The following is a 21733-nucleotide window of genomic DNA, read 5'->3' on the forward strand; positions in this document are numbered from 1 at the left end:
GAAGCGCACCTCGGCGGCGTCGGGCACGGGCATTCCCATCCGTTGCAGGCGTCCCGGGCGATCTAGCTTTCCGCCGGGGTGGCGTCCAGCAGCGGGATCAGGACGTCGCTTCCTGCCAGGACAGGCGGCGGGCCATGAAGTTCCGGTACACCTGCTCCCCGGCCACGATCGGCGCGAACTCCTCGGCGGCCGGCGCCTCCCCCACCAGCGTCATCGGGTCGATGCGGGTGTGGTAGGAGGGGTGGACGAAGAGCGGGATGGAATAGCGTTCCCGCCCCGACCGGTTGACCACCATGTGCATCGCCGCCTGGTACCGCCCATTGGTCCAGCGGCGCAGCAGCTTGCCGGCGTTCACCACCATCGCTTCCCGGTTCGGCACCACCGGCAGCCAGTCGCCGGAGGGGCCCTGCACCGCGAGGCCGCCATTCATGTCCTGCACCAGCAGGGTGATCAGACCCTCATCCGCATGGGCGCGCACCCCGATATCGGTGCGGTCCGCGATGGCTTCCGCCGGCGGGTAGTGGATGACGCGCATGTTGGAGTAGCTCTGCCGCGCGGCCTCGGCGAAGAAATCCTCGGCGACGCCAAGGTGCAGCGCGACGGCGGAGAGGATCTGCTGCCCACAGTCGTACATGGCGCGGTAGCAGGCCTCCACCCGTTCCCGGAAGCCGGGCATGTCGGGCCAGGGCGTCTCCGCATGGAAGGGCAGGGCGCGGAGGTCGGGATCCTCCGGCCGCGTCAGGTGCCCGATGCTGAAGGCCTCATGCCCACCGGGCTTCTGGCCGGGCAGGGCGGTGTCGAACATCGGTATGTAGCCGCGGTTGTTGCGGCGGTCCTGCACCTGGCGCTTCCAGTCCTCCGGCCGGTCGAAGAAGGCCTCGGCCGCCGCGAAGGCGCCCTGCAGCGCCTCCTGCGGCACGCCATGGCCGACCAGCTGGATGAAGCCGTAGCGTTCGAAGGCGCCGCCGATGGCCTTGGCCGCATGGGCGCGGTCGGCGGCCGTGCCGTGCAGGAAGGGCTCGAAATCGAGGGTCGGGATCGCGTCGTTCATGGGATCGCGCCTCAGCTCGTCACCACCAGGCGCCGATCGGCGGCGGGCGGCAGGAAGGCGTCGGTATAGACATCCTCCGGCTTCAGCTTCGGCGCCATGCCATAGGCTTCCTCCACTGCCGCCAGCCCCAGCTGGAAGCGGGCCGGCACCACGGAGGACAGGCCGTTGGCGATGACGTGGTCGGAGACGATCTGCTCCCGCAGCGAGACCTGCTGGCGCTCCGCCTCGATCGCGACATCGGTCAGCGGCTCCGCCGCCTTCAGGGCCGCGATGCAGCCCGCGGGGTCGCGATGGGCTTCCCGCAGGGACCGGATACCGCCGGCGACGACGGCGCGGACCAGTTCCGGGTTGCGCCTTGCATAGTCGCGCGTGGTCAGCCAGCAGGTGCCATAGAGCGGCAGGCCAAAATCCCGGTACCAGAGGATGCGCTGCTGCGGCCAATCCATCCCCAGCGCCTTCAGCGACATGCCCGTGCTGGTCGCGGCGCCGGTGATGCCATCTGCGCGGCGCTGCACCAGCATGGGCTCCCGCAGTTCCGGCCGCACCGTCAGCCAGTTGACCTTGCTGGCGTCGAAGCCGGCGGCGCGGGCGAAGGCCGGGAAGATCTGCCGGCCCGCATCGCTGTCCGGCGCCGCCAGGGTCCGGCCCTCGAAATCTTTCGGCGCGCGGATCGGCCCATCCTCCCGCACCGTGGCGCAGAGCAGGCTGCGGTCGCCGAAGACGCCGACCACGACCAGGCCGGCATTCGGGTTCTCCGCGATGAACTTGATGACCGGGTTGATGTCGGCCTGGGCGATTTCATAGGCGCCGCCCGCCACATCGATGGGCACGCGGCCCGACCCGAAGCCGCGGTCGATCTGGATGTCGATCCCGGCATCGCGGAAGAAGCCCTTCTCCCGCCCATAGAGCATGAAGGCGTTGGGCCCCTGGAAGGCCCAGTCCACCTGGTATTTGACGCGGGGCAGCCCCTGGGCGCGGAGCGCGGGGGCGGCGAGCAGGCTGGCGGCGGCAAGACCGAGGGTGCGGCGGGCGATCGGCATGGGCGGAGCCTCCGGGCTGGGTGCCCAGGGCCACGCAAGAAGCTTGCCAGGACCGCGGCGGCCGCCGGCCGGTGGTCAGGCCGGCCGATCCAGCATGTCCCGCAGCGCGCGGACGGCAACCGCATAGCCGGGCGCGCCGAGCCCCGCGATCACCGCCGTGGCCAGGGTGGAGACGAGCGAATGCTGGTGCAGCGCATCGCGGCGATGGATGTTGGAGATGTGCAGCTCCACGATCGGGCGCGGGAACATGCGCAGCGCATCGACCAGGGGAATGGAGCGGAAGCTGAGCCCGGCCGGGTTGATCACGAGACCCGCGGCGTCCGTGTCGATCGCCTCATGGATCCATTCGATCAGCTGGCCTTCCCAATTGGTCTGGCGGAACACCAGGGCATCGTTGCCGGCTTCCGCACGGCACAGCGCCTCGATCTCCGCCAGCGTCGTACGACCGTAGATCTCGGGCTCCCGCTTGCCGAGGCGATCGAGGTTGGGGCCGTTCAAGACATGGATGGTGCGGGGCATTCTCTCACCCTTGATAGCCGAGCTGGCGCGGCAGCCAGAGCACGAGTTCGGGGACGTAGGTGATGACCAGCAGGGCGGCGACCATGGCCAGCAGGAAGGGCATGGTGTCCCGCACCACCGCCATCAGCGGCTGGTTCGACAGCTTGGCCACGATGAACAGCAGCAGCCCGTAGGGCGGCGTCACCAGGCCCAGCATGATGTTGACGACGACCATGACGCCGAAATGCACCATGTCCACGCCCAGCGCCTGGGCGGCGGGCACCAGCACGGGCACCACGATCAGCAGGATGGTGCTGCCTTCCATCAGGCAGCCCAGCACCAGCAGGATGATGTTCACCAGCAGCAGGAACTGCCATTGCGACAGATCCCATCCCGCCAGGATGGCGCGCACCGTATTCGGCACGTTCTCGCTGGTGATGACGTAGTTCAGCGCCAGCGCGCCCGCGATCAGCATGCCGATCGCGGCGGTCGATCGCGCGCTGGCCACGATGGCGTTCCAGGTCTGGCGCAGCGTCAGGCTGCGGTAGAAGACGGCGGCGATCAGCCAGGCATAGGCGGCGGCGACGGCCGCGGCCTCCGTCGGCGTCATCACGCCGCCATAGATGCCGCCCAGCAGGATGACCGGCATCAGCAGCGCGGGCAGGGCTTCCGCCGTCAGCCGCGGCACTTCGCGCAGAGGCACCTTCTCCGCGATCGGCCAGTTGTTGCGATGGGCCATCCAGCTGTTGATGCCCATCTGCGCCAGCGCCATCAGCAGGCCCGGGATCACGCCGCCCAGGAACAGGTAGCCGATGGAGGCATCGGCCACGAGCGCATAGAGCACCATCGGGATGGAAGGCGGGATGATCGGCCCGATCACGGCGGTGACGGCGGTGATGGCGGCGGCGTAGCTCGGCGGATAGACGCCGCCCTTCGTCATCATGTCGATCTGCACCTTGCCGCTGCCCGCGGCATCGGCGACGGCGGAGCCCGACATGCCGGCGAAGATCACGCTCTGCACGATGTTGACGTGGCCGAGGCCGCCGCGGAAGCGCCCCACCAGCAGGTCGCAGAAGCGCAGCAGCCGGTCCGTCAGGCTGCCCGCATTCATCAGCCCGGCCGAGAAGATGAAGAGCGGCACGGCCAGCAGCACGTAGCTGCCGTTGAGGCCGTTCAGCACCTGCTCCGCCGCGATCGACATGTCCTGCCCGGAGGCGCCGAGATAGACGATGGCGGCGGAGATCATCGCGACGCCGATCGGCAGGCCGAGGCAGGAAAGGCCGAGCAGCGTGATGAGCATGAGCATGAGGGGGGAGAGCATCGTCACGCCCCCCGCGCCAGGCCGCGGCCGGTGACGGACCGCCAGACGATCAGCGCATGGCGGACGATCTGCGCCACCGCGAAGACCAGGTAGACCGAATAGACGTAGTCGAAGCGCAAGCCGAGATAGGCGGTCTTCTCCACCTTCATGAAGGTGACGTAGTCAGCCATCGCGGGCAGCGACCAGGTGAAGATAGCCACCACCGCGCTGCCCGTGATGGTATCCGCCACGCGCTTCACGCCGGGCGACATGGCGCCATACAGCACGTCGAAGCGGATCTCCTCCTCATCCCGCAGCACCAGCCCGGCGCCCCAGAGGATGCCCCAGAGCCAGCAGAGGGTGGAGAACTCGGCCGTCCAGCTCAGCGGCGCGTTCATCACGTAGCGCGTCACGATCTGGAGGATGAAGGCGACGAACATCGCCGCCAGCAGCGCGGAGAGCACATCCTCCGCGCGGCGGCCGAGCCAGAAGATCATCGCCGCGTCAGCGGACGGCGTTGATGCGGTCGAGGATTCCCGCGGGCCAGGCCTGGGACTGGCTGGAAGCGAGGTAGCGCCGCTGCGCCTCCGCCCGGAAGGCGTCCACGTTCGGTGCATAGACCTCCAGCCCCTGGGTACGGAAGAACTCGGCCGCGGCCTGCTCCTCCGCCAGGTGGCGCCGCGTGCTCTCGGCAATGGCCTTGTCGGCGGCGGCCTGCACCGCGCTGCGCTGCGCCGGCGTCAGCTGGTCCCACAGGCGCGAGGAGATCGACAGCAGGTCATAGGCGACCAGGTGGCTGGTCAGTACGAACTGCGTCGTCACCTCGTTGAAGCGCATGGTGCGGCTCGACGGCAGCGGGTTGTCCTGCCCGTCCACCGTGCCGGATTGCAGCGCGGTGTAGAGTTCCGCGAAGGCGACCGGCGTCGGGTTGGCGCCCAGCGCCTCCCCCAGGAACTGCCAGGTCTCGCCCGGCGGCATGCGCAGCTTGATCCCGCGCATGTCGGCCGGCGTCGTGATGCGGGTGCGCGGCTTCAGGTTCACGTGCCGCGTGCCGAAATAGAGCGGGCCCAGGATCTGCACGTTGAGCTGGTCGCGGACCATCTTCTTGAAGTCGTCGCCGATCGGGCCGGCGAAGACCTTGTTCATGTGGTCCACGTCGCGGAACAGATAGGCCGAGGCCAGGACCGACCAGGCCGGGATCTGGCGGGAGAAATCCTGCGGCGCGAGGTTCGCCATCTCCACATTGTTGCGCTGGATGGCGACAAGCTCCGTCCCCTGGCGGAACAGCGTCGCGTTGTGGTGCAGCTCCACGTCGAATTCGCCGGCCAGGTCGCGCTGGAAGCCCCGCATGGCATCGGCGCGGATGTCCTGGTCGGAGAAGACGGCGGTGAAGCGGATGCGCCGGCGGGCCTGCGCTTCCGCCTTCAGGATCGGGGCGGTGGCAAGCGCGGCGGCAATGCCGAGCAGCGGGCGACGCCCGGTGAGCAATGACATGAGGTGTTCCCTTCCCTGGACCGTCCTTGGCCGCGTCACGGCATGGCGGAACGCTAGTAGCCGCGATTGCGGTGATCAAGCGGGATTTTCTAATTCATCCTATGTTTGCCCGGATATCCGATATTGTCGTTGCCTGCCCACCGGCCGATACTGCGGCCGTCAGCCAGGGAGCGGCGCGGTGATCCGCAGCGACGAGGCGAAGGAAGCGCGGGAGGACGGAGGCGAGGCCGCCTATCGGCGCCTGCGCGCCGACGTGCTGCTGGGGCGCCTGGCGCCGGGGCGCAAGCTCGGCCTCGATGGCCTGCGTTCCATCTACGATGCCGGCGTCGGCACGCTGAGGGAGGCGCTGAACCGGCTGGCGACCGAAGGGCTTGTCGTCGCCGAAGGCCAGCGGGGCTTCACCGTGGCCCCCGTCTCCGCCGAGGATTTCCGCGAGATCGCCGATCTGCGGCTGCTGCTCGAACGCCATGCCATCCGCCTGTCCTTCGCCGCGGGCGATCTCGACTGGGAAGGGCGCGTGGTCGGTGCGCATCACAAGCTGGCGGCGCTGGAGAGGAAGCTGCTGGCGGGGGAGGCGGCGGATACCGCGCTCTGGAAGCGCTACGACCGCGAATTCCACCACGCGCTGATCGAGGCCTGCGGATCGGGCGTGCTGCTGGAAACCTACGCCGCCGCCTATGACCGCTACCTCCGCTACCAGATGGTCGCCGTCGTGTTCCGCGGCGCCGTCGCCGCCGACCAGCATGCGGCGCTGCTCGGCTGCGCCCTGGCGCGCGACGCCGCCCGTGCCGGAGAGGTGCTGGAAGCGCATATCGCGGGCTGCGTGGACCAGGTGCTGCGCAGCCGCGCCCTCGCGCCGATCGCCTTCGAAGCGCGCAGCGTCCCGGCCACGCCGCCGGCCAGGCGCCAGGGCGGCGCCCGGTGAGGGACCCGGCGGAAACGGCGGGGGAGCGGGCCTATCGGCTGATCCGGTCCGACATCCTGCGCGGCAGGCTGGAGCCCGGGCGGAAGCTGAAGCTCGACGCGCTGCGCGACGCCTATGACGCCGGCGTGGGCACGCTGCGCGAGACCCTTTCCCGCCTCGTCGCGGAACGCTTCGTCATCGCCGAGGGGCAGCGCGGCTTCGAGGTCGCCCCCTTCTCGGCGACCGAATTGCGGGAGCTGGCCGGGCTTCGCCTTCTGCTCGAGGGCCATGCGCTGGACCAATCCTTCCGCGCCGGCGACGTGGAGTGGGAGGCCCGCGTCGTCGCGGCGCATCACAAGCTGGGCCAGATGGAGGAGAGGCTGCTGGCGGGCGACAACGAGGCGCTGGAGGCGTGGCGCCACTTCGACGCGCAGTTCCACCAGACGCTGATCTCCGCCTGCGGGTCACGCACCCTGATGGCGACGCATGCCGCGACCTTCGACCGCTACCAGCGCTACCAGAACCTGGCCCTGGGCTTCCGCGGCGTGATCGCGGCGGAGGAGCATGCGGCGCTGCGCGACGCCGCGCTGCGCCGCGATCCGGCCGCGGCGCGATCGGTGCTCAACCTGCACATCCTGGCCGGGGTGGACCACGCGCTGGCCAGCGGCGCGCTTTGACCCGTTGAGGGATCGCGAAGGCCGCGGCGCTGCGTCGCGCGGGCCGGCTACACGCCGACGCGCTCCGCGGCGCCCTTGAGGAAGCCGCCCAGCGCGCGATGGAAGACGGGTTCGTCGAGCAGGAAGGCGTCGTGGCCCTTGTCGGTCGCGATCTCGACGAAGGAGACATTGGCCGCGGCGGCATTCAGCGCGCGGACCAGGGCGCGGCTCTCCTCGGTCGGGAACAGCCAGTCGCTGCTGAAGGATGCCACCAGGAAGCGGGTGCGCGTGCCGCGGAAGGCATTCGCGACCTCCCCGCCATGCTCCGACGCCAGGTCGAAATAATCCATGGCGCGGGTGATGGTGAGGTAGCTGTTGGCGTCGAAGCGGCGGACGAAGGTGCTGCCCTGGTGGCGGAGGTAGCTCTCCACCTCGAACACATCCTCGAGAAAGGTCAGTGCCGAGGCACCGCGCAGCCGGCGGCCGAATTTCCGCCCCAGCGCCGCCTCCGACAGATAGGTGATGTGGGCGACCATGCGGGCGACGGAGAGCCCCTTGGCCGGGATGCGCCCATCCTCCCAGTAGCGGCCGCCCTTCCAGTCGGGGTCGCCATGGATGGCGGCGCGGCCGACCTCATGGAAGGCGATGTTCTGGGCGGAGTGGTAGGAGGCGGTGGCGATGGGGGCGGCGGCCACCACCATGTCCGGATAGGTCGCGGCCCATTCCAGCACCTGCATGCCGCCCATGGACCCGCCGACGACCGCCAGCAGGCGATCGATGCCGAGGTGATCGACCAGGCGCTTCTGGGCGCGGACCATGTCGCGGATGGTGATGGACGGGAAATCGATCCCCCAGGGCCGGCCCATGGGCTGGCCCTCGGCGTCGGTCATCTCCTCGGCCGGGCCGGAGGAGCCCATGCAGCCGCCCAGCACATTGGCGCAGATGACGAAGAAGCGGTTCGTGTCCACCGGCTTGCCGGGGCCGACCAGCGTGTCCCACCACCCGCCCTTGCCCGTCAGCGGCTGGGTTTCCGCCACATACTGGTCGCCCGTCAGGGCGTGGCAGATCAGCACCGCATTGGTCCGCAGCGCGTTGAGCTTGCCATAGGTCCGATAGGCCACGGAAAGCGGCTTGATGACGGCGCCGCTGTCCAGCGCGAGGCCATCGGCGAAGACGGCGCGCTGATGATCCAGCTGGGGGAGGGGGGCCAGGGCCTCGGTCACATCGGTCTCGGGGCGTTTCCGCCGCAGGAATAGGCGGGGCGGCCGCTTCCGGCAACCGTCGCGTGCAAGCGGCGGTCCTTGGCGGGGCGGGCCGGCGCGTCTATGGATCACGCCCCTTTCCCGCCTTCGTCCAGGGACCCCTGCCATGACCGTCATGCCGCGCCCGTCCATCCTCTCGGTCGAGCCCTATGTCGGCGGCGAGTCCAAGGTCCCGGGTGTCAACCGCATCATCAAGCTCTCCTCCAACGAAGGCGCCTTCGGCCCCCCGCCCTCCGCCATCGAGGCGATCGCCGCCAATGCGCGGGAGGCGCATCGCTACCCCGATGGCGGCGCCACCGCGCTGCGGGAGGCGATCGGCGCGCGCTTCGGGCTCGACCCCGCCCGGATCGTCTGCGGCAACGGGTCGGACGAGCTGCTGGCCATGCTCATCCTGGCGTATGGGGGCGAGGGCACCGAACTCGTCATGTCCGCCCATGGCTTCATGATGTACGAGATCACCGGCCGCTGGGCGGGCTGCCAGGTCATCAAGGTGCCGGAGAAGAACCTCACGGCCGATGTGGATGGGCTGCTCGCCGCGGTCGGGCCGCGCACGCGCCTCATGTTCCTCGCCAACCCCAACAACCCGACCGGCAGCATCCTGCCGCAGAGCGAGGTGGAGCGGCTGCGCCGTGAACTCCGCCAGGACGTGCTGCTGGTGCTGGACAGTGCCTACGCCGAATACGTCACGCGGCCGGATTACGACCCCGGCCAGAAGCTGGTGGACGCCACGCCGAACACGGTGATGACGCGGACCTTCAGCAAGATCTTCGGCCTCGGCGGCATGCGGCTCGGCTGGGCCTATGCGCCCGCGCCGATCGTGGACATCCTCGGCCGCGTGCGCGGGCCCTTCAACGTGAACGCCGCCGCCATGGCGGCCGGCATCGCGGCGCTGGCGGAGCCCGGCTGGATCGAGAAGTCCATCGCCCACAACACGGAATGGCGTGGCAAGGTGGCGGCCGCGATGGAAGCCGCCGGCTTCAAGGTCTGGCCGAGCGAGGGCAACTTTCTTCTCGTCGATTTCGGCGACGGCACGCGGGCCAAGGCGGCGGATGCGCATCTGCGCGCCCGCGGGCTGATCGTGCGCGCCATGGGCGGCTACGGGCTGCCCCAGTGCCTGCGTGTCACCATCGGCGCGGCCGAGGAATGCCAGATGGTCATCGACGCCCTCACCGATTTCTCCCGGAATGGCTGAGCCTCTCTTCGATCGCCTCTGCCTGCTGGGCATCGGGCTGATCGGCTCCTCCATCGCGCGGGTCGCGCGGGTGCGGGGCGACCTGGCGCGGACCGTCGTGGCGCATGCCAAGACGCCGGCGACCCTGGCGCGAGTGCGCGAACTCAGCATCGCCGACGTGGTGGAGCCAGACGCGGCCAAGGCCGTGCAGGGCGCCGACTGCGTCATCTTCTGCGTGCCCGTCGGCGCCTATGCCGAGGTGATGGCGCAGGTGGCCCCCCACCTGAAGCCCGGCGCGATCGTCACCGATGTCGGCAGCACCAAGATGAGCGTGTTGCGCGACCTCGGCCCGCTGATGCCGGCGGGCTGCCACCTGGTGCCGGCGCATCCGATGGCGGGCACCGAGTATTCCGGCCCCGATGCGGGTTTCCCCGAGCTGTTCCAGGGCCGCTACACCATCATCACCCCCGTCGCCGGCACGGATCCCGAGGCCGTCGAGAAGGTGCGGGAGCTGTGGCGGCGCTGCGGTTCCATGATCGAGACGCTGGACCCCGCCACCCATGACAAGGTGGTCGCCATCGTCAGCCACCTGCCGCATCTGCTGGCCTTCACCATCGTCTCCACCGCCGACGACCTGGCGGAGGAGACGAAGGAGGCGGTGCTGAAATTCGCTGCCTCCGGCTTCCGGGACTTCACCCGCATCGCCGCCAGCGATCCGACCATGTGGCGCGACGTCTTCCTCAACAACCGGGAGGCGCTGCTGGAGATGCTGGCGCGCTTCACGGAGGATTCGCACGCGCTGGGCCGGGCGGTGCGTTGGGGCCAGGCGGAGTTCATCGAGGACCGGATCCGGCGCGGCCGGAAGATCCGGCAGGGCTTGATCGAGCGGAAGCAGGCGTGAGGGTGTGTGGCTTTTTAGCCACTAACCCCTTTAGCCCGATTATGCGGTTTAGGTGCGTTTAGCACCGTTTTTCGGGGTGCCGATGTCGCGGGTGCCGTCCGGTCGCGGATGGGCTGGTGGTGCCGCGAACATAGCCGGAACGCGGGCGAGGCGCCAGGATAATCGCGCGTCGTGAAGCCTGGCCGGGCGTGCATGCCGACCATCCCGGCTGGCGGTGGCGTGGTGGCGGCGCCATCTGACGGGCCTGAACCGAGGGAGCAGGGCCATGGACATCACGCGCGCGGGTTCGGTGCCCTCGACCACGGGGCCGGCCGAGTATTTCACCGGCACGGTCCGCATCGACCCCTTGTTCAGCCCGCCGGAGCCTGCCCGGGCGGCGGGTGCGCTGGTGACCTTCGAGCCTGGCGCTCGCACGGCCTGGCACACCCATCCCTACGGCCAGACCGTCATCGTGACGTCGGGGTGCGGCTGGGCGCAGCGGGAGGGTGGCAAGGTGGAGGTGATCCGCCCGGGTGACGTGGTCTGGTTCCCGCCGGGGGAGAAGCACTGGCATGGCGCCACCGCGACCACGGCGATGAGCCACATCGCCGTGCAGGAGAAGCGCGACGGTTCCCCGGTGACCTGGCTGGAACACGTCTCCGACGCCGATTACCGAGGGCCCTGAACCCCGCGGTCAGCCCGGTCTCCGCAGGACCATGACCCCCGCCGCCGCCTGCAGGATCAGTGCGAGGCTGATGGCGGCCGTGGTGGAGGCCGCGTCCCGCATCAGCCCGAAGCCCAGCGGGGCGAGCGCGTAGAGCGCCTGGTTGATCGCCTGCATCAGCGCGACCACGCGCCCGACCTCCGCCGGGGCGAATTCCGCCTGGACGATGAGGGGCGGCAGCGAGAGCAGGTTGCCGACGCCGATGCCGAAGAGGGCGCAGCCCAGCAGCAGCAGCCAGGGCTCGCCGCCCGCCAGCATCAGCGCAAGCGAGCCCGCGACCTGGGTGGCGAAGGTGGCGGCGGCGGCCAGGCGGCGCTTCTCGCCGGCGGGCAGCAGCCAGCCCGTGACGGTGCGGCCCAGCAGGGCGAAGACGGTCACGAGCGAGACGGCGAGGCCCGCCCCCTGCACGCCCAGCACCGGGGCGAGCAGGGAGACGAGGTGCGTCACCAGCCCCATCTGGGCGAAGAGGCCGATGGCGAAGGCGGCGGAGAGGCCGATGAAGCGGGGATCCCGCAGCAGCGCGGCGCGGTCCCGCGCCGGGGCCGGGGGCTTTGCAGGGGCGGGGCGGGCGGTGGCTTCCCCATCCGGGTGCTGGCCGAATTCGGCGGGGCGGCGGCCCAGCACCAGCCCGGCCAGTGGCCAGACCACGGCAAGCAGCAGGGCGCCCACCACCAGGGTCGCGGTGCCGAATCCCCAGCCGGCGATCAGCCAGGCCCAGAAGGGCGCCATGGCGATGCCGCCGACGCTGGCGCCGTTATAGGCCATAGCCAGCGCGGCCGGGCGGCGGCGGTCGAACCAGGGGATCAGCATGGCATTGATGGCGGCGCCACTGCAGAGCGCCCAGCCCATGCCGGTCAGCGCCGCGGCCGGCGCCAGCAGCCAGGGATGCGGCGCCCATCCCCAGCCCGCCAGGCCGAGGGCGAAGGCGGCCGCGCCGGCGCGGGTGGTGGCGGCGATGCCGAAGCGGCGGTGCCAGTCCGGCAGCAGGGCGACCAGGGCGGCCGAGACCAGGAAGTGAAAGGTTACCGCGGCGGAAAGCCCGCCGATGGGCCAGCCCCGGCTTTGCGACAGCGTCGCGATGAAGATCCCGACGCCGTAGAAGCCGATGCCCCAGGCGAAAATCGCCAGGATGAAGGCCGCGGCCACGACCCTCCAGCCATGGAAGGGTTGGGGCGGAAAGGGAGTACTGGCGGGCATTTGCGGCATGCTGGACGGGGTCGTGCCGGCTGTGAACCGCCATCTTCTGTGAACGGGATGTGTTGCCGCACCGCAATACGCATGCTAAGGCGCGCCCGCCGCGGGACGGGGGTTAGCAAACGCTTACTCCCCTTGATGCGCGATCCGCAGAAGCTCTGCCCAGAGACAGGACCGGGACCACCTTGGCCTCCGCAGCGATCAACGCAGACTCGGCCTCCACCAAGGCCCCGAACCCTACCGGGCTGTCGGAGCGCTATGCGCTCGCGCTGCTCGGCATCGTGGACGATCTTCGCCAGGCCGAGCCTGGTGCGGCCGACCGCATCGCCAAGGATCTGGAGACGCTCTTCGCGCTGTGGCGCGAGGATGCCGGCTTCCGGTCCTTCGTGGCCGATCCGCGCTACGATGCGGCGGAGCAGAAGCGCGCCGCCTTCGCGGTGCTGGAACGCGCCGGGGTGGGCACGGAAGTGCGCAACCTCGTCGGCGTGCTGATCATCAACCGGCGGCTGTCCAAGCTGCCGGAAGTCGCGGCCGCCTTCGGCGCGCAGCTTGCGGCGCGCCGCGGGCAGCAGATCGCCGAGGTCGCGACCGCCCATCCGCTGTCGGACACGCAGCGCGCGCAGATCACCGCGCGGCTGACGGAAGCCGGCTATTCCGGCGTGCAGCTGCGCGAGAGCGTCGATGCCACCCTGCTCGGTGGCCTCGTCATCCGCATCGGCTCTCGCCTCTACGACAACTCACTGAAGTCCAAGCTGCAGCGCCTGCAGTACGCCATGAAGGGGGCCGCCTGATATGGAGATCCGTCCTGCCGAGATCTCGGAGATCCTGAAGGCTCAGATCTCCGGGTTCGATGCGGAAGCCAATGTCGCCGAGGTGGGCACCGTGCTCACGGTCGGTGACGGCATCGCGCGCGTGTTCGGCCTGCAGAACGTGATGGCCGGCGAGCTCGTCGAGTTCCCGGGCGCCGGCCTCAAGGGCATGGCGCTGAACCTCGAGACCGACAATGTCGGCGTCGTGATCTTCGGCGACGACAAGGGCGTGAAGGAAGGCGACACCGTCTCCCGTACCGGGGAGATCGTGGACGTCGGCGTCGGCAAGGGCTTCCTCGGCCGCGTCGTGGACGCGCTGGGCAACCCGATCGACGGCAAGGGCCCGATCGTCGCCGACAAGCGCATGCGCGTCGAGGTGAAGGCGCCGGGCATCATCCCGCGCAAGTCCGTGCATGAGCCGATGCAGACGGGCATCAAGGCGATCGACGCCCTGATCCCGATCGGCCGCGGCCAGCGCGAGCTGATCATCGGTGACCGCCAGACCGGCAAGACTGCCGTGATCCTGGACACCATCATCAACCAGAAGGCGGCCAATGCCGCCGCGGGCGATGACGAGCACAAGAAGCTCTACTGCATCTACGTCGCCGTCGGCCAGAAGCGCTCCACCGTCGCGCAGCTGGTGAAGACGCTGGAGGAGAACGGCGCGCTCGAGTATTCGATCATCGTCGCCGCCACGGCGTCCGATCCGGCGCCGATGCAGTTCCTGGCGCCCTACACGGGCTGCACGCTGGGCGAATTCTTCCGCGACAACGGCATGCATGCCGTCATCTTCTACGACGACCTGTCCAAGCAGGCCGTCGCCTACCGCCAGATGTCGCTGCTGCTGCGCCGTCCGCCGGGCCGCGAGGCCTATCCGGGCGACGTGTTCTACCTGCATAGCCGCCTGCTGGAGCGCGCGGCCAAGATGAACGACGATTTCGGCAAGGGGTCGCTGACCGCCCTGCCGGTGATCGAGACGCAGGCCGGCGACGTCTCAGCCTATATCCCGACCAACGTGATCTCGATCACGGACGGGCAGATCTTCCTGGAGACGGAACTGTTCTTCAAGGGCATCCGCCCCGCCGTGAACGTCGGCCTCAGCGTCTCCCGCGTCGGCTCCGCCGCGCAGATCAAGGCGATGAAGCAGGTGGCCGGCAAGATCAAGCTGGAGCTGGCGCAGTACCGAGAGATGGCGGCCTTCGCGCAGTTCGCCTCCGACCTCGACAGCACGACGCAGGCCCTGCTGGCCCGCGGCGCGCGCCTGACGGAACTGCTGAAGCAGCCGCAGTACAAGCCGGTCCCGGTGGAGGAGCAGGTGATCAGCCTGTTCGCCGGCACGCGCGGCTACCTCGATGCGCTGCCCGTCTCCAAGGTCGGCGAGTTCGAGCGGCAGATGCTGTCCGAGATCAAGGCGCGTCATCCGGACGTCGTCGCCTCGATCCGCAACGACCGCGAGATCAAGAAGGATGTCGAGGGCAAGCTGATCGCCTTCCTCGACGGCTTCGCCAAGTCCTTCAGCTGAGGCTGGGCGAAAAGGGATAGCGGCGGATGGCCAGCCTCAAGGCGCTGCGTGCTCGGATCACCTCGGTGAAGAGCACGCGGAAGATCACCCAGGCGATGAAGATGGTCGCGGCGGCCAAGCTCCGCCGCGCCCAGATGGCGGCCGAGGCCGCGCGCCCCTATGCCGAGCGCATGGAGCGCATGCTGGCCTCCCTCGGCGCTTCCGTGGCGGGCAGCCCGGATGCGCCGAAGCTGCTGGTCGGCACCGGGGCGGACAAGGTTCACTTGCTGGTCGTGGTCACGGGTGACCGCGGCCTGGCCGGCGCCTTCAACACCAATGTCAGCCGCTTCGCCCGGACGAAGATCCGGGAGCTGGAAGCCGCGGGCAAGACGGTGAAGGTGCTGTCCGTCGGCCGGAAGGGCGCGACGTTCCTGAAGCGCGAATACGGCAGCCGGATCGTTGGCGAGATCAGCTTCCAGGGCAAGAAGCGCGTGGATTTCAGCGACGCCCAGGCGATCGCGACCCGCGTGACGGAGATGCTGGAGGCCGGCGAGTTCGACGTCTGCACGCTGATCTACAACCGCTTCCGCAGCGTGATCAGCCAGGTGCCGTCCGCGCAGCAGATGATCCCGGCGACGCTGCCGGAGGGCAATGCCGCGGCGTCCACCGGCCCGCAGGCGCTGTATGAATACGAGCCGAGCGAGGAGGAGATCCTCGCGACGCTGCTGCCGCAGAACCTGGCGATCCAGATGTACCGCGCGATCCTGGAGAACCAGGCGGGCTTCTTCGGCAGCCAGATGACGGCGATGGACAACGCGACCCGCAACGCGGGCGAGATGATCAACAAGCTCACGCTCAACTACAACCGCACGCGACAGGCCAACATCACCAGCGAGCTGATCGAGATCATCTCCGGTGCCGAGGCGGTCTGAGGAGCACACAGCCATGAAGAACAACGTCGGCAAGGTCTCGCAGGTTCTCGGCGCCGTGGTGGACGTCCAGTTCCCCGCCGAGCTCCCGGCCATCCTGAACTCCCTGCACGTCAAGATCGACGACCGCACGCTGGTCCTCGAGGTGGCGCAGCACCTGGGCGAGCGCACCGTGCGCACCATCGCCATGGACACGACGGACGGCCTCGTCCGTGGCGCCGAGGTGGTGGACACGGGCGCGGGCATCTCCGTCCCCGTCGGCAACGAGACGCTCGGCCGCATCATGAACGTGATCGGCGAGCCGATCGACGAGCGTGGCCCGGTCAACGCGCAGAAGACCTACACCATCCACCGCGAGGCCCCGGCCTTCGAGGACCAGGCGACCAGCGCCGAGATCCTGGTGACGGGCATCAAGGTGGTGGACCTGCTGGCCCCCTACCTGAAGGGCGGCAAGATCGGCCTGTTCGGCGGCGCCGGCGTGGGCAAGACGGTCACCATCCAGGAGCTCATCAACAACATCGCGAAGGCGCATGGCGGCGTGTCCGTCTTCGCCGGCGTGGGTGAGCGGACGCGTGAGGGCAACGACCTCTACCACGAGATGGTCGATGCCGGCGTCATCAAGCTGAACGAGGGCAACACCGAGGGGTCCAAGGTGGCCCTGGTGTACGGCCAGATGAACGAGCCGCCGGGTGCGCGCGCCCGCGTGGCGCTGTCCGGCCTCTCGGTCGCGGAATACTTCCGCGACGAGCAGGGCCAGGACGTGCTGTTCTTCATCGACAACATCTTCCGCTTCACGCAGGCGGGCGCCGAGGTGTCGGCGCTGCTGGGCCGCATCCCCTCCGCCGTGGGCTACCAGCCGACGCTGGCCACCGACATGGGCGCGCTGCAGGAACGCATCACCTCCACGAAGAAGGGGTCGATCACCTCCGTGCAGGCGATCTACGTGCCGGCGGACGACCTGACCGACCCGGCGCCGGCGACGTCCTTCGCGCACCTTGACGCGACGACGGTGCTCAGCCGCTCCATCGCCGAGATGGCGATCTTCCCGGCGGTGGACCCGCTCGACTCCACCAGCCGCGCGATGGACCCGCGGATCGTGGGCGAGGAGCACTACAACACCGCCCGCGAAGTGCAGAAGATCCTGCAGACCTACAAGTCGCTGCAGGACATCATCGCCATCCTGGGCATGGACGAGCTGTCGGAAGAGGACAAGCTGATCGTGGCGCGCGCGCGCAAGATCCAGCGCTTCCTCTCCCAGCCCTTCCACGTGGCCGAGGTCTTCACCGGCACGCCGGGCGTGTTCGTGAAGCTGGAGGACACGGTCCGCAGCTTCGCCGCGATCTGCCGCGGCGACTACGACCACCTGCCCGAGGCCGCCTTCTACATGGTCGGGACCATCGAGGAAGCGGTGAAGAAGGCGGAAACCCTCAAGGCCGCGGCCTGAGGCTGACTGCCCGGCTTCGGCATCTGCCGAGGCCGGGCGCCATGCCCGCCCCGTCCGGGCGGGCTTCATGACTGAGAACGGGATCACCCGATGGCCACCTTCCAGCTCGAACTCGTCTCCCCGGAGAAGCTGCTGCTCAGCCGGGCGGTGGAGATGGCCGTGCTGCCCGCCGCCGAGGGCGAGATGGGCGTGCTGCCGGGCCATGCGCCGATGATCGTGACGCTGCGCGGCGGCGTGATCGCGGTGACTGAGGGCGGGCAGATCACCGAACGCCTCTTCGTCGCGGGCGGCTTCGCCGAAGTCACGCCGGATCGCTGCACGGTCCTGGCGGATGAGGCGACGCCGGTCGGCCAGCTCTCCAAGGCCGCCGCCGAGGCCCGGGTGCGGGAGGCCGAGGCCGCCTACGCCGCCGCCGCCAACGACACGCCGGAGAAGCGCGACGCCGTGATGGCGAAGCTGCTGGCCGCGCGCGTGGCCGTCACGGTCGCCGAAGCGGCCTGAGCCTGGCCTGATGCACCGACAGGGCCGCGCCGCGATGAGCGGCGCGGCCCTTCGTGTTTCAAGGACGCTTGAATCCGCGGCCCCGGCGCCGAACATCCGGGGCCGCAGGGGGCGCGCAACAGGGGTGGCGATCCGTCGATGAAGCACTGGCATATCGATCAGGTGGCCTGGGACCGCTTCGACCGCACGAAGCTCGATCCCGGCGTGGTGCCGCTGATCAAGGCGGCCGCGATGGTGGAGCGCAACGCGGCGGACTACGTCACCTACCTCACCCGCGTCTTCGCCGAGGACCCCGCCTTCCAGGCCGCCGCCGAGCATTGGGGCGTGGAGGAGACGCAGCACGGCGATACGCTGGGCCGCTGGGGCATGCTCGCCGATCCGGGCTGGGATTTCGAAGCCGCCTTCGCCCGCTACCGCGCGGGCTACCAGATCGACCTCAAGGCCGATGCCTCCATCCGCGGCTCCCGCACCGGGGAGCTGATTGCGCGCTGCATGGTGGAGACGGGGACCAGCAGCTACTACACCGCGCTCGGCGAGGCGACCGAGGAGCCGGTGCTGAAGGAAATCTGCCGCCTGATCGCGGCGGATGAATACCGGCACTTCAAGCTCTTCTACGACCACATGAAGCGATACCTGGCGCGGGAGAACCTGTCCTTCCTCCAGCGCCTTAAGGTCGCGGCGGGGCGGATCGGGGAGAGCGAGGATGACGAACTCGCCTTCGCCTTCCATTGCGGCAATGAGAGCGAGGACACACCCTACAGCCATGACCGCTGCATCGCGGGCTATATGAGCCGGGCGATGGGCTATTATCGCTTCCGCCATATCGAGCGGGGCATGGGCATGGTCTTCAAGTCGATCGGGCTGGAGCCACGCGGGCGCCTCTCGGCCATCGCCGCGCGGGCCGCCTGGAAGCTGCTGGAATGGCGGCGCGACCGCTTCCGGCAGGAGATGGCGAAGGCGGCCGCGGCGAATGACGCGCGCTCCCCCGCGATGGCGGCCTGACCTTGGACCTGACGCGGCGCGCGGCGGCGCCCCTGCTGCTCAGCCCCTTCCTGGCGCAGGCGGCGCTCGGCCAGCCCTTCTCGCCGTCCAGCGCGCCGGACCGGCCGCTGGGGGAGATCGCGACCGGGCGGGGCATGACCTATGGCTGCGCCGTCACCGCCAAGCTGATCGCGGAGGAGCCGGAATTCGCGGCGCTGGTCGCGCAGGAAGCCAGCGTGCTGGTGCCGGAATACGAAGGGAAATTCGCCGCGCTGCAGCCGGAGGAAGGGCGGTTCGAGACCGGGCCGCTGGATGCGCTGCTGGCCTGGGCGGGGCATTTCCGCAAGACCGTGCGCGGCCATGCGCTGGTCTGGCACCAGGATCTGCCGCCCTGGGCCGTCGCCGCGATCGGGGAAAGCCCCCGCCGGGCGCGCGGGGTGATGGAGGCGCATTTCGACCGCGTGCTCGCCCATACCCGCCCCCGCATCCGCGACTGGGACGTGGTGAACGAGCCGATCGCCAACCCGCCCGGCTCCGACGTCCCGGAACCCGCGGGCAACACCACGGATCTGCGGGACACGCCCTGGCTGCGGGCGCTCGGCCCCGACTACATCGCCATCGCCCTGCGCGCGGCGCGGGATCGCGACCCGCTGCTGCGCATCACGCTGAACGACTACGGGGTGGAGGACGACACGCCCTCCTCCGAGGAGAAGCGCCAGCGCCTGCTGCGGCTGCTGCGCGGGCTGCGCGCCCGCAACGTGCCGATCGACGCCGTCGGCATCCAGGCGCATCTGCAATTGAGGAATCCCTTCCGGCCCGACCAGTTCCGGGACTTCGTGCGGCAGATCCGCGCGCTCGACCTGCAGGTGCTGATCACGGAGCTGGATGTGCGGGAATTGCGGCCGCCGGTCGGCGACTTCCCGGCGCGGGATTTCGCCGTGGCGCAGCGGGTCCATGCCTTCGCCTCTGCCGCCTTCGAGGGTGGGGCGCGCACGCTGCTGACCTGGGGCATCAGCGACCGCTGGTCCTGGCTGCACCGCGAACAGGCGGTGGCGCTGGCGGCCGGCGATGTGCATCGCGGCCTGCCCTATGACTGGGAGCTGAACCGCAAGCAGATGTGGCGGGCGCTGGCCCGGGCCTATCTGGGGCAGCCGGCGGGGTAACGTCCGGGAACTCCCCCATCGCCATGGCCTTCCCTCTCGAACCGGGAGAGCAAAGCCGTGACGATCATGGGACGACGCCGGCTCATCGCCGGCCTCGCGCTGCCCGCGCTGGTGCCGCCTGCCTTCGGCCAGCCGCTGGAGGAGGGGCTGCGGGCCATCGCCGCACGCCGCGGCATCACCTATGGCGCCGCCGCCAGCACGCGCTGGCTGGGCCGCGATCCCGCCTATGACGCCGCGCTGGCGCGGGAGGCCGCGATCCTGGTCCCGGAGGGCGAGGGGAAGTGGGACAGCCTGCAGCCCCGCCAGGGCCAGTTCACGCTGCGGGAGATGGAGCCGATCCTCGCTTTCGCCGACCGCCACGGCCAGGCGGTGCGGGGGCACACGCTGGGATGGCACACCGCCATGCCGCGCTGGGTCTGGGCCGCGCTGGATGGGGCGCCCGCCGCCCGCGCGGCCGCGCTGCTGGAGGCGCATATCCTCGGCGTGCTGGGGATGACGCGGGGCCGCATCCGGGACTGGGACGTGGTGAACGAGGCCATCGCCGACCCGGACCTGCTGCCGGACCAGGACCTGCGCGATGGCGCCTGGTGGCGGGCTATCGGCCCGGGCTGGATCGACCTGGCCTTCCAGACCGCCCGCGCCGCCGATCCCGAGGCACGGCTGGTGATCAACGATTACGGTCTGGAGGCCGATTGGCCCCGCGCGGCGGAGAAGCGCGCCCGGATGCTGCGGCTGCTGCGCGGGATGCGGGAGCGTGGCGTGCCGGTGCAGGCGCTGGGCATCCAGGCCCATATGCCGCTCGACCAGCCCTTCAGCCCCGCCCCCTTCGCGGCCTTCCTGCGCGAGGTCCGGGGCATGGGCCTGGAGGTGCTGCTGACTGAACTGGACGTGATCGAGCCCGCGGGCCAGCCCCTGCGCGACGCCGACATCCCGGCGCGGGACGAGGCGGTGGCGGCGCGGGCGCATGCCGTCGTCTCCACCGCGCTGGCCGAGGGGTGCCGGATGGTGCTGACCTGGGGCCTGGCGGACCCGCATTCCTGGCTGAATGCCTGGGCGCCGGCGCGGCGTGCGGATGGGGCGGTGGTGCGGGCGCTGCCCCTGGATGCGCAGTACCGGCGCAAGCCGTTCTGGCATGCGCTGGCACGGGCCTTCGAAGGACGATGACGAAACGACCGCGGCGCGGCATGGTGCGCGCAACAACGGGAGACCCACGACGATGCTGAGCCGCCGCGCCACCCTGATGACGCCCCTCGTCCTGCTGGCGACCCCCGCCCTTGGGCAGGCCCAGGCCAATTGGCCGAACCGTCCGACGCGCATCGTGGTGCCGATCGCCGCCGGCGGCGCGCTCGACATCACCGCGCGCATGCTGGCGGAGCGCCTGCAGGCGCTGCTCGGTCAGCCCTTCGTGGTGGAGAACCGCGCCGGCGCCGGCGGCAACATCGGCAGCCAGCATGTCGCGCAGTCGCCGCCGGATGGCCACACGCTGATGCTGGCGGCGGCCAATACCCTGGCCGCCAACAAGTTCCTCTACGGCAACCGCATGCCGATCGACCCGCTGAGGGACCTGGGCCCGGTCACCCGCGTCTCCACCGGCACCATCCTGATGGCGGTGAACGCGCAGCGGCCCTGGCGGAGCTTCGCGGAGCTGATCGCCTTCGCCCGCGCCAATCCGGGGCGCGTCTCCATGGGGTCGTCGGGCACCGGCACCACCAGCCACCTGTTCATCGAGCGGGTGAAGCGGGCGGCGAATGTGGACATCACCCATGTCCCCTATCGCGGCGGCGGGCCGGCCATCCAGGACCTGGTGGCGGGCAACATCGACATGATGTTCGACGTCATGCCCGCGCTGATGCCGCATGTGCGGGAAGGCCGGGTGCGCGCCATCGCGGTCGGCTCCGCCCGTCGCGTGACCTTCGTGCCGGGGCTGGAGAATGTGCCGGGCATGGATGAGGTGCTGCCGGGCCAGGGGATCGATGCCCAGGCCTGGTATGCCGTCACCTCCCCGGCCGGGCTGCCCGCGCCGGTGCTGGAGAAGGTGCATGCCTCCATCGTGCAGGTGGTGCGCGCGCCCGATTTCGGGGAGCGCCTGGCGCCGCTCGGCTTCCAGACGGTGGTGGATGAAAGCCCGGCCGCCTTCCTGGCCTTCTGGCGGGAGGAGGAGAATCGCTGGAAGCAGCTGGTGGAGATCAGCGGGGCGACGGCGGAGTAGCGTTATCCATCGGGGCTTGGCC

The 21733-nt window shown here is 69.9% G+C and carries 22 protein-coding genes; 14 read left to right on the forward strand and 8 right to left on the reverse strand.

Annotated features, from left to right (window positions below):
- Positions 1–97 precede the first annotated feature (97 nt).
- The 6 genes from G3576_RS20510 to dctP form a co-directional block, all read right to left on the reverse strand.
- Complete coding sequence (locus G3576_RS20510; RefSeq protein WP_164696310.1) at positions 98–1051, reverse strand: isopenicillin N synthase family dioxygenase; 954 nt, start codon at positions 1049–1051, stop codon at positions 98–100.
- 11 nt (positions 1052–1062) lie between these two features.
- Positions 1063–2091, reverse strand: coding sequence for an ABC transporter substrate-binding protein (locus G3576_RS20515; RefSeq protein WP_164696311.1), 1029 nt, complete (start codon positions 2089–2091; stop codon positions 1063–1065).
- A 75-nt stretch (positions 2092–2166) separates the two neighbouring features.
- Positions 2167–2610, reverse strand: coding sequence for a type II 3-dehydroquinate dehydratase (locus G3576_RS20520; RefSeq protein ID WP_164696312.1), 444 nt, complete (start codon positions 2608–2610; stop codon positions 2167–2169).
- A gap of 4 nt (positions 2611–2614) precedes the next feature.
- Positions 2615–3895 carry a TRAP transporter large permease gene (locus tag G3576_RS20525; protein ID WP_207622942.1) on the reverse strand — a complete coding sequence of 427 codons (1281 nt, stop codon included), beginning with the start codon at positions 3893–3895 and terminating at the stop codon, positions 2615–2617.
- Between the two features lie 17 nt (positions 3896–3912).
- The gene (locus G3576_RS20530; protein WP_164696314.1) at positions 3913–4386 is read right to left on the reverse strand and encodes a TRAP transporter small permease; all 474 of its coding nucleotides are present in this window, start codon (positions 4384–4386) and stop codon (positions 3913–3915) included.
- A 7-nt stretch (positions 4387–4393) separates the two neighbouring features.
- A complete protein-coding gene (gene dctP, locus G3576_RS20535; protein WP_164696315.1) occupies positions 4394–5383 on the reverse strand; it encodes a TRAP transporter substrate-binding protein DctP in 990 nt (329 codons plus the stop codon).
- 178 nt (positions 5384–5561) lie between these two features.
- On the opposite strand from dctP, the gene G3576_RS20540 reads away from it, so the two are divergent.
- Positions 5562–6308: a GntR family transcriptional regulator gene (locus tag G3576_RS20540; RefSeq protein ID WP_328729422.1), complete on the forward strand. Its 747-nt coding sequence runs from the start codon at positions 5562–5564 to the stop codon at positions 6306–6308.
- Complete coding sequence (locus tag G3576_RS20545; protein ID WP_164696317.1) at positions 6305–6964, forward strand: GntR family transcriptional regulator; 660 nt, start codon at positions 6305–6307, stop codon at positions 6962–6964. Before G3576_RS20540 ends, G3576_RS20545 begins: the two co-directional genes overlap by 4 nt.
- A gap of 47 nt (positions 6965–7011) precedes the next feature.
- On the opposite strand, the gene metX is transcribed toward G3576_RS20545, so the two are convergent.
- A complete protein-coding gene (gene metX, locus G3576_RS20550) occupies positions 7012–8166 on the reverse strand; it encodes a homoserine O-acetyltransferase MetX (RefSeq protein ID WP_328729423.1) in 1155 nt (384 codons plus the stop codon).
- A gap of 145 nt (positions 8167–8311) precedes the next feature.
- On the opposite strand from metX, the gene hisC reads away from it, so the two are divergent.
- The 3 genes from hisC (at position 8312) to G3576_RS20565 (ending at position 10941) form a co-directional block, all read left to right on the forward strand.
- On the forward strand, positions 8312–9397 hold the full coding sequence (gene hisC, locus G3576_RS20555) for a histidinol-phosphate transaminase (protein ID WP_164696318.1): 1086 nt from the start codon (positions 8312–8314) through the stop codon (positions 9395–9397).
- Entirely contained in the window at positions 9390–10277 is an 888-nt protein-coding gene (locus G3576_RS20560; RefSeq protein ID WP_164696319.1) for a prephenate/arogenate dehydrogenase family protein, read from the forward strand. The genes hisC and G3576_RS20560 overlap by 8 nt, the downstream gene beginning before the upstream one ends.
- 265 nt (positions 10278–10542) lie before the next feature.
- Positions 10543–10941 carry a (R)-mandelonitrile lyase gene (locus G3576_RS20565; protein ID WP_164696320.1) on the forward strand — a complete coding sequence of 133 codons (399 nt, stop codon included), beginning with the start codon at positions 10543–10545 and terminating at the stop codon, positions 10939–10941.
- Between the two features lie 9 nt (positions 10942–10950).
- Here the strand turns inward: G3576_RS20565 and G3576_RS20570 are convergent, their stop codons facing one another.
- Complete coding sequence (locus G3576_RS20570; protein ID WP_164696321.1) at positions 10951–12177, reverse strand: MFS transporter; 1227 nt, start codon at positions 12175–12177, stop codon at positions 10951–10953.
- Between the two features lie 182 nt (positions 12178–12359).
- On the opposite strand from G3576_RS20570, the gene atpH reads away from it, so the two are divergent.
- From atpH to G3576_RS20615, 9 genes are all read left to right on the forward strand, one after another.
- On the forward strand, positions 12360–12965 hold the full coding sequence (atpH, locus tag G3576_RS20575; protein ID WP_207622943.1) for an ATP synthase F1 subunit delta: 606 nt from the start codon (positions 12360–12362) through the stop codon (positions 12963–12965).
- Position 12966: 1 nt separating this feature from the next.
- Complete coding sequence (gene atpA / locus G3576_RS20580; RefSeq protein ID WP_164696322.1) at positions 12967–14505, forward strand: F0F1 ATP synthase subunit alpha; 1539 nt, start codon at positions 12967–12969, stop codon at positions 14503–14505.
- A gap of 26 nt (positions 14506–14531) precedes the next feature.
- Entirely contained in the window at positions 14532–15416 is an 885-nt protein-coding gene (locus G3576_RS20585; protein WP_164696323.1) for a F0F1 ATP synthase subunit gamma, read from the forward strand.
- Positions 15417–15429: 13 nt separating this feature from the next.
- Positions 15430–16857 carry a F0F1 ATP synthase subunit beta gene (atpD, locus tag G3576_RS20590; protein WP_164696324.1) on the forward strand — a complete coding sequence of 476 codons (1428 nt, stop codon included), beginning with the start codon at positions 15430–15432 and terminating at the stop codon, positions 16855–16857.
- Between the two features lie 90 nt (positions 16858–16947).
- Complete coding sequence (gene atpC / locus G3576_RS20595; protein WP_164696325.1) at positions 16948–17358, forward strand: ATP synthase F1 subunit epsilon; 411 nt, start codon at positions 16948–16950, stop codon at positions 17356–17358.
- 138 nt (positions 17359–17496) lie between these two features.
- Positions 17497–18360, forward strand: coding sequence for a ferritin-like domain-containing protein (locus G3576_RS20600; RefSeq protein WP_164696326.1), 864 nt, complete (start codon positions 17497–17499; stop codon positions 18358–18360).
- Positions 18361–18362: 2 nt separating this feature from the next.
- Positions 18363–19502, forward strand: a complete 1140-nt coding sequence (locus tag G3576_RS20605) for an endo-1,4-beta-xylanase (protein ID WP_235952271.1) — start codon at positions 18363–18365, stop codon at positions 19500–19502.
- A 66-nt stretch (positions 19503–19568) separates the two neighbouring features.
- A complete protein-coding gene (locus G3576_RS20610; protein WP_164696458.1) occupies positions 19569–20666 on the forward strand; it encodes an endo-1,4-beta-xylanase in 1098 nt (365 codons plus the stop codon).
- 52 nt (positions 20667–20718) lie between these two features.
- Positions 20719–21711 carry a Bug family tripartite tricarboxylate transporter substrate binding protein gene (locus G3576_RS20615; RefSeq protein WP_164696327.1) on the forward strand — a complete coding sequence of 331 codons (993 nt, stop codon included), beginning with the start codon at positions 20719–20721 and terminating at the stop codon, positions 21709–21711.
- The last annotated feature ends 22 nt before the right edge of the window (positions 21712–21733 follow it).

Origin of the sequence: Falsiroseomonas algicola, from assembly GCF_011040385.1 — a bacterium.
Lineage (GTDB): Bacteria > Pseudomonadota > Alphaproteobacteria > Acetobacterales > Acetobacteraceae > Falsiroseomonas > Falsiroseomonas algicola.

What these genes read in the sequence shown, in the direction of transcription:
- G3576_RS20510 (WP_164696310.1), bottom strand. Translation starts at nt 1,051, where the DNA reads ATGAACGACGCGATCCCGACCCTCGATTTCGAGCCCTTCCTGCACGGC.
- G3576_RS20515 (WP_164696311.1), bottom strand. Translation starts at nt 2,091, where the DNA reads ATGCCGATCGCCCGCCGCACCCTCGGTCTTGCCGCCGCCAGCCTGCTC.
- G3576_RS20520 (WP_164696312.1), bottom strand. Translation starts at nt 2,610, where the DNA reads ATGCCCCGCACCATCCATGTCTTGAACGGCCCCAACCTCGATCGCCTC.
- G3576_RS20525 (WP_207622942.1), bottom strand. Translation starts at nt 3,895, where the DNA reads ATGCTCATGCTCATCACGCTGCTCGGCCTTTCCTGCCTCGGCCTGCCG.
- G3576_RS20530 (WP_164696314.1), bottom strand. Translation starts at nt 4,386, where the DNA reads ATGATCTTCTGGCTCGGCCGCCGCGCGGAGGATGTGCTCTCCGCGCTG.
- dctP (WP_164696315.1), bottom strand. Translation starts at nt 5,383, where the DNA reads ATGTCATTGCTCACCGGGCGTCGCCCGCTGCTCGGCATTGCCGCCGCG.
- hisC (WP_164696318.1), top strand. Translation starts at nt 8,312, where the DNA reads ATGACCGTCATGCCGCGCCCGTCCATCCTCTCGGTCGAGCCCTATGTC.
- G3576_RS20560 (WP_164696319.1), top strand. Translation starts at nt 9,390, where the DNA reads ATGGCTGAGCCTCTCTTCGATCGCCTCTGCCTGCTGGGCATCGGGCTG.
- G3576_RS20565 (WP_164696320.1), top strand. Translation starts at nt 10,543, where the DNA reads ATGGACATCACGCGCGCGGGTTCGGTGCCCTCGACCACGGGGCCGGCC.
- G3576_RS20570 (WP_164696321.1), bottom strand. Translation starts at nt 12,177, where the DNA reads ATGCCCGCCAGTACTCCCTTTCCGCCCCAACCCTTCCATGGCTGGAGG.
- atpA (WP_164696322.1), top strand. Translation starts at nt 12,967, where the DNA reads ATGGAGATCCGTCCTGCCGAGATCTCGGAGATCCTGAAGGCTCAGATC.
- G3576_RS20585 (WP_164696323.1), top strand. Translation starts at nt 14,532, where the DNA reads ATGGCCAGCCTCAAGGCGCTGCGTGCTCGGATCACCTCGGTGAAGAGC.
- atpD (WP_164696324.1), top strand. Translation starts at nt 15,430, where the DNA reads ATGAAGAACAACGTCGGCAAGGTCTCGCAGGTTCTCGGCGCCGTGGTG.
- atpC (WP_164696325.1), top strand. Translation starts at nt 16,948, where the DNA reads ATGGCCACCTTCCAGCTCGAACTCGTCTCCCCGGAGAAGCTGCTGCTC.
- G3576_RS20600 (WP_164696326.1), top strand. Translation starts at nt 17,497, where the DNA reads ATGAAGCACTGGCATATCGATCAGGTGGCCTGGGACCGCTTCGACCGC.
- G3576_RS20610 (WP_164696458.1), top strand. Translation starts at nt 19,569, where the DNA reads ATGGGACGACGCCGGCTCATCGCCGGCCTCGCGCTGCCCGCGCTGGTG.
- G3576_RS20615 (WP_164696327.1), top strand. Translation starts at nt 20,719, where the DNA reads ATGCTGAGCCGCCGCGCCACCCTGATGACGCCCCTCGTCCTGCTGGCG.